The sequence below is a fragment of the Variovorax sp. P1_H12_2 genome (assembly GCF_056405335.1).
The window spans coordinates 1-4184 of record NZ_JBFUCI010000502.1 but is presented as its reverse complement, the minus strand read 5'-3'; the positions used below and the strand labels follow the sequence as shown (position 1 = coordinate 4184).

At 67.8% G+C, this 4184-nt stretch carries 5 protein-coding genes; 1 reads left to right on the top strand and 4 read right to left on the bottom strand.

The window, feature by feature from the left end:
* From AC1D2K_RS31075 to surE, 4 genes are all read right to left on the bottom strand, one after another.
* On the bottom strand, window positions 1-622 hold a 622-nt coding region (locus AC1D2K_RS31075), incomplete at its 3' end, for a sigma-70 family RNA polymerase sigma factor (protein ID WP_478093829.1).
* A gap of 4 nt (window positions 623-626) precedes the next feature.
* Window positions 627-1532 carry a peptidoglycan DD-metalloendopeptidase family protein gene (locus AC1D2K_RS31070; RefSeq protein ID WP_478093828.1) on the bottom strand — a complete coding sequence of 302 codons (906 nt, stop codon included), beginning with the start codon at window positions 1530-1532 and terminating at the stop codon, window positions 627-629.
* A gap of 11 nt (window positions 1533-1543) precedes the next feature.
* The gene (locus tag AC1D2K_RS31065) at window positions 1544-2317 is read right to left on the bottom strand and encodes a protein-L-isoaspartate(D-aspartate) O-methyltransferase (protein ID WP_478093831.1); all 774 of its coding nucleotides are present in this window, start codon (window positions 2315-2317) and stop codon (window positions 1544-1546) included.
* Between the two features lies 1 nt (window position 2318).
* The gene (gene surE, locus AC1D2K_RS31060) at window positions 2319-3092 is read right to left on the bottom strand and encodes a 5'/3'-nucleotidase SurE (protein ID WP_478093826.1); all 774 of its coding nucleotides are present in this window, start codon (window positions 3090-3092) and stop codon (window positions 2319-2321) included.
* Between the two features lie 128 nt (window positions 3093-3220).
* On the opposite strand from surE, the gene AC1D2K_RS31055 reads away from it, so the two are divergent.
* Window positions 3221-4184: NADPH:quinone oxidoreductase family protein (locus tag AC1D2K_RS31055; protein WP_478093824.1), on the top strand; the 964-nt coding region annotated here is incomplete at its 3' end.

The window sequence follows — 4184 nt, the reverse complement described above, 5'->3', positions numbered from 1 at the left end:
CTTCCTGGACCTCGCGGCCCAGCAGCGCAGCCACGTCCTCGACCCGCACGCCATCGGGCCGGCGGACCAGGAAATCGGCGTCGCCCTCGAGCGCGCGGCGGGCCCGCATCACCTGATGCAGCTCGCGCACCACGTGCACCGGCAGGCGGATGGCGCGGGCCTGCATCATCGCCGCCCGTTCGATCGCCTGCCGGATCCACCAGGTCGCGTAGGTTGAAAAACGAAAGCCCCGCTCGGGCTCGAACTTGTTGATCGCGTGCATCAGGCCGAGATTGCCTTCCTCGATCAGATCGGCCATCGGCACGCCGCGCCCCAGGTAGCCCTTGGCGATGTTGACCACCAGCCGCAGGTTGTGCTCGATCATCGACTGCCGGGCGGCGAAGTCGCCGCTGCGCGCGGCGCAGGCGGTGCGGTACTCCTCGTCGGGCGTGAACAGCTGGGTGCGCCGGATCTCGCGCAGATAGATCGTCAGCGAGTCGCCGCCGCCCAGTCCGGCCGGCAACGCGTCGCCCGCCCTGTCGTCCGGCTCCTGCTCGGAGAAGCGAGCCTCGGGCTGGATGTCGCCGCCGTTGCCCGCCACTCGCCGCACGTCCGCGGTGCGATGAGGGCGAGAGGCGGCCATGGCGCTAACGCGTCGGCAGGTAGCGGGCCGGATCGACCGGCTTGCCCTGGCGGCGGATTTCGAAATGCAGCTTGACGCGATCCGCATCGCTGTTGCCCATCTCGGCAATCTTCTGGCCCTTCTGCACCGACTGGTCCTCCTTCACGAGCAGCGTGCGATTGTGCGCATAGGCCGTGAGATAGGTGTTGTTGTGCTTCAGGATGATGAGGTTGCCGTAGCCACGCAGGCCGGCGCCAGCGTAGACTACGCGCCCGTCCGCGGCGGCGAGCACCGAATCGCCGGCCTTGCCGGCGATGTCCAGGCCCTTGTTCTTGGATTCATCGAACCCGGCGATCAAGGAGCCCTGCGCGGGCCAGATCCAACCCACGTCCTCGTCGCCCGAAGCTGCGGCCGGCGGGGTCGGCGAGGCGGTGACGGGTGCTGCGGGCTTGACCGCCGGACCTGCTGCTGCTGCCGCTGCGGTGGCCGGTGCGACGATCGGCTGCGTCCCAGGCCGCGCGGCCTCAGTGACGGGCGCTGCCGCCACAGCGGTCGCGCCGGTCGGCGGGATCACGCGCAGCACCTGGCCGACTTCGATCAGGTCGGGATTGTCGAGATTGTTCCAGCGGGCGATGTTCTGCCAGGTCTGCCCGGTCTCGATGCCGATGCGACGGATGGTGTCGCCCGGTCGCACGGCATAGTAGCCGGGCTTGCCATAGTTCTCGATGCCGGGCAGCGGCTTGCCCGATGCATCGGTGGTGATCGGAGGCCCGCCGGGAACGCCGGACCCGTTCGTCGCGCCCGGCGCTTGCGTCATGGTGCCGCGGTCTTCGACCGGCGCCGGACCGCGTGGTGAGGCACACCCCGCAATCACGAGCACACCCACCAGCGTGACGCCGGAGAGCCAGCTCCGATTGCCAATACCCTGCATTGTTCTTCCCTTCAAGCAATTCCCGATTTTAGGGGGACAAAGTGAACAGCCTCAAGAATGCGGCGCTCGAGACCGCGCGCTGTTTTGTCGATGACGACCAGCGCCTGGCCGCCGGTCGCGGACTGGGTCGGCGCGACGATCCGGCCGCCAACGGCCAGCTGCGCGGTCCAGGCTTCGGGCACCGCCTCGCCGCCCGCTGCGGCGATGATGCCCGCGTACGGCGCGCCCTTCGCATAGCCCACCATGCCATCTCCCAGCATCAGATGGACGGTCGCCAGCCGGAACGACCGCAGGTTCACCCTCGCCCGCTCGTGCAGGCCGCGGAGCCGCTCGATGCTGTAGACCTCGGCCGCCACATGGCTCAGGACGGCTGCCTGGTAGCCGCAGCCGGTACCGATCTCGAGCACGCGGCCCAGGCGTTCGCCGGGCTTGTTGGCCAGGGCCGGCGCGCCGAGCAGCAGTTCGATCATGCGCGCCACCACGTTCGGCTTCGAGATGGTCTGGCCCAGACCGATCGGCAGGCTGGTGTCCTCGTAGGCCTGGTTGACCAGCGCACTGTCGACGAACAGATGGCGTTCGACCGTGCCCATGGCACGCAGCACGCGCGCATCGGCGATGCCCTGGGCGGCGAGCCGCTGGACCATGCGCGCCCGCACCGCGTCCGAGGCCATCGAAGGCGTCGTCGGAACCATCGGCTTGAGCGGCACGGCGGGCATGCGCCCGCGGGTCGCTGCGGAGGCCGTGGGCGTCAGGCGTACGGGAAAACCCGGGCGTTGGTTGCCCAAGTCAGCCCCCCGCCGCGCTGCGCGCGACACGCGCCATCGTGTCGCCCCAGTGCGCGAGGTTCGAGTGATCGGTGAGATCGACCTGCAGCGGCGTCAAGGCCACGTGGCCCGCGGCAGTGGCATGGAAATCGGTCCCTTCGCCACTGTCCTTCGCCCCGCCGGCACCGGCGATCCAGTACATGGTCTCGCCCCGCGGGCTGTCCTGCGTGATCACCTTTTCGGCCGCGTGGCGGCGCCCCAAGCGACAGACCTTGACCGGCTTCAGTTCGTCGAAGGGCAGGTTCGGCACGTTGACATTGAGAAGGAAGGCATTGCCACCGAGCATCTGCTCGCGCTCGATCTGCTCGACCAGGCGCCGGGCCACGCGCGCCGCGGCATCGACATGCGCCCAGCCCTTCTCGATCTGCGAGAAGGCGATGGCGGGGATGCCGAACAGATAGGCCTCCATGGCGGCGCCGACGGTGCCGGAATAAATCGTGTCGTCGCCCATGTTGGCGCCGTTGTTGATGCCGGACACCACCAGGTCGGGCCGGTAGTCGAGCAATCCCTTGAGGGCGATGTGCACGCAGTCGGCGGGCGTGCCCGTGACATAGCGGAAGCCGTTGTGCGCCTTGTGCACGTAGAGCGGCGCGGCCAGCGTGAGGGCGTTCGACTTGGCGCTGTTGTTGTGCTCGGGTGCGACCACCTCGACCTCGGCGACGTCCTTCAGCGCGTCGTGCAAGGCGACGAGGCCGGGTGCCTGGAAGCCGTCGTCGTTCGAAATAAGTATCTTCATGGCGTCAGTCAGTGGCGGCGATTGTAGGCGGCAGTGCGTCACGGCTGGGACATGCACCGCCTGCGCCGCCCGCCTATCATGACCCGGATTTTCCATAGACCCCAGACTCATTTACAGGAGACACGAGCATGCACGCATGGCTCTGCGAAAACCCCGTCGGCGTCGAGGCGCTGACCTGGAAAGAACTGCCGACGCCCACACCGGGCCCGGGACAGGTGCTGATCGAAATCAAGGCCGCGAGCCTGAATTTCCCGGACCTGCTGATCGTGCAGAACAAGTACCAGATGAAGCCGCCGCTGCCGTTCGTTCCCGGTTCCGAATATGCGGGCGTGATCGCCGCGGTCGGCGAAGGCGTCACGACCCTGAAGGTCGGACAGAACGTGGCGTGCCTGTCCGGCACCGGCGGCTTCGGCACCCACACGCTGGCGCCGGCGGCGCTGTGCATGCCATTGCCCGACGGCTTCGGCCACGTCGATGCCGCGGCCTTTGTCATGACCTACGCGACGTCCYGGCATGCGTTGATGGACCGCGCTCAATTGAAAGCCGGCGAGACGGTGCTGGTACTCGGCGCGGCTGGCGGTGTCGGCACCGCGGCCATCCAGATTGCCAAGGCCGCGGGAGCCAGGGTCATTGCAGCCGCATCGACCGACGAGAAATGCGAGCTTTGCAAGTCCATTGGCGCCGACGCGGCGATCAACTACACGACGCATGCATTGCCCAATGGCTTTCGCGACGCGATCAAGGCCGCGACCGACGGCAAAGGCCCGGATGTCATTTACGACCCGGTGGGCGGCGAATTCGCCGAACCGGCATTCCGCTCGATCGCCTGGCGCGGCCGCTATCTGGTGGTCGGTTTTGCCGCCGGCCCGATCCCCTCGCTGCCATTGAATTTGACGCTGCTCAAGGGCGCATCGCTGGTCGGCGTGTTCTGGGGCGATTTCGCGCGCCGTGAACCCAAGGCCAATGCCCAGATGATGGCCGAATTGGCGAAGTGGTACAGCCAGGGCAAGGTCAAGCCAGTGATCGACCAGACCCTGCCGATGTCGGAACTCCGCGCCGCCTATGCGCACATGGGCTCGCGCGGCGTCAAGG

Bases quoted from the DNA above. Each gene is read 5' to 3' on its own strand.
- surE (WP_478093826.1), bottom strand. From the start codon at position 3,092: ATGAAGATACTTATTTCGAACGACGACGGCTTCCAGGCACCCGGCCTC.
- AC1D2K_RS31070 (WP_478093828.1), bottom strand. From the start codon at position 1,532: ATGCAGGGTATTGGCAATCGGAGCTGGCTCTCCGGCGTCACGCTGGTG.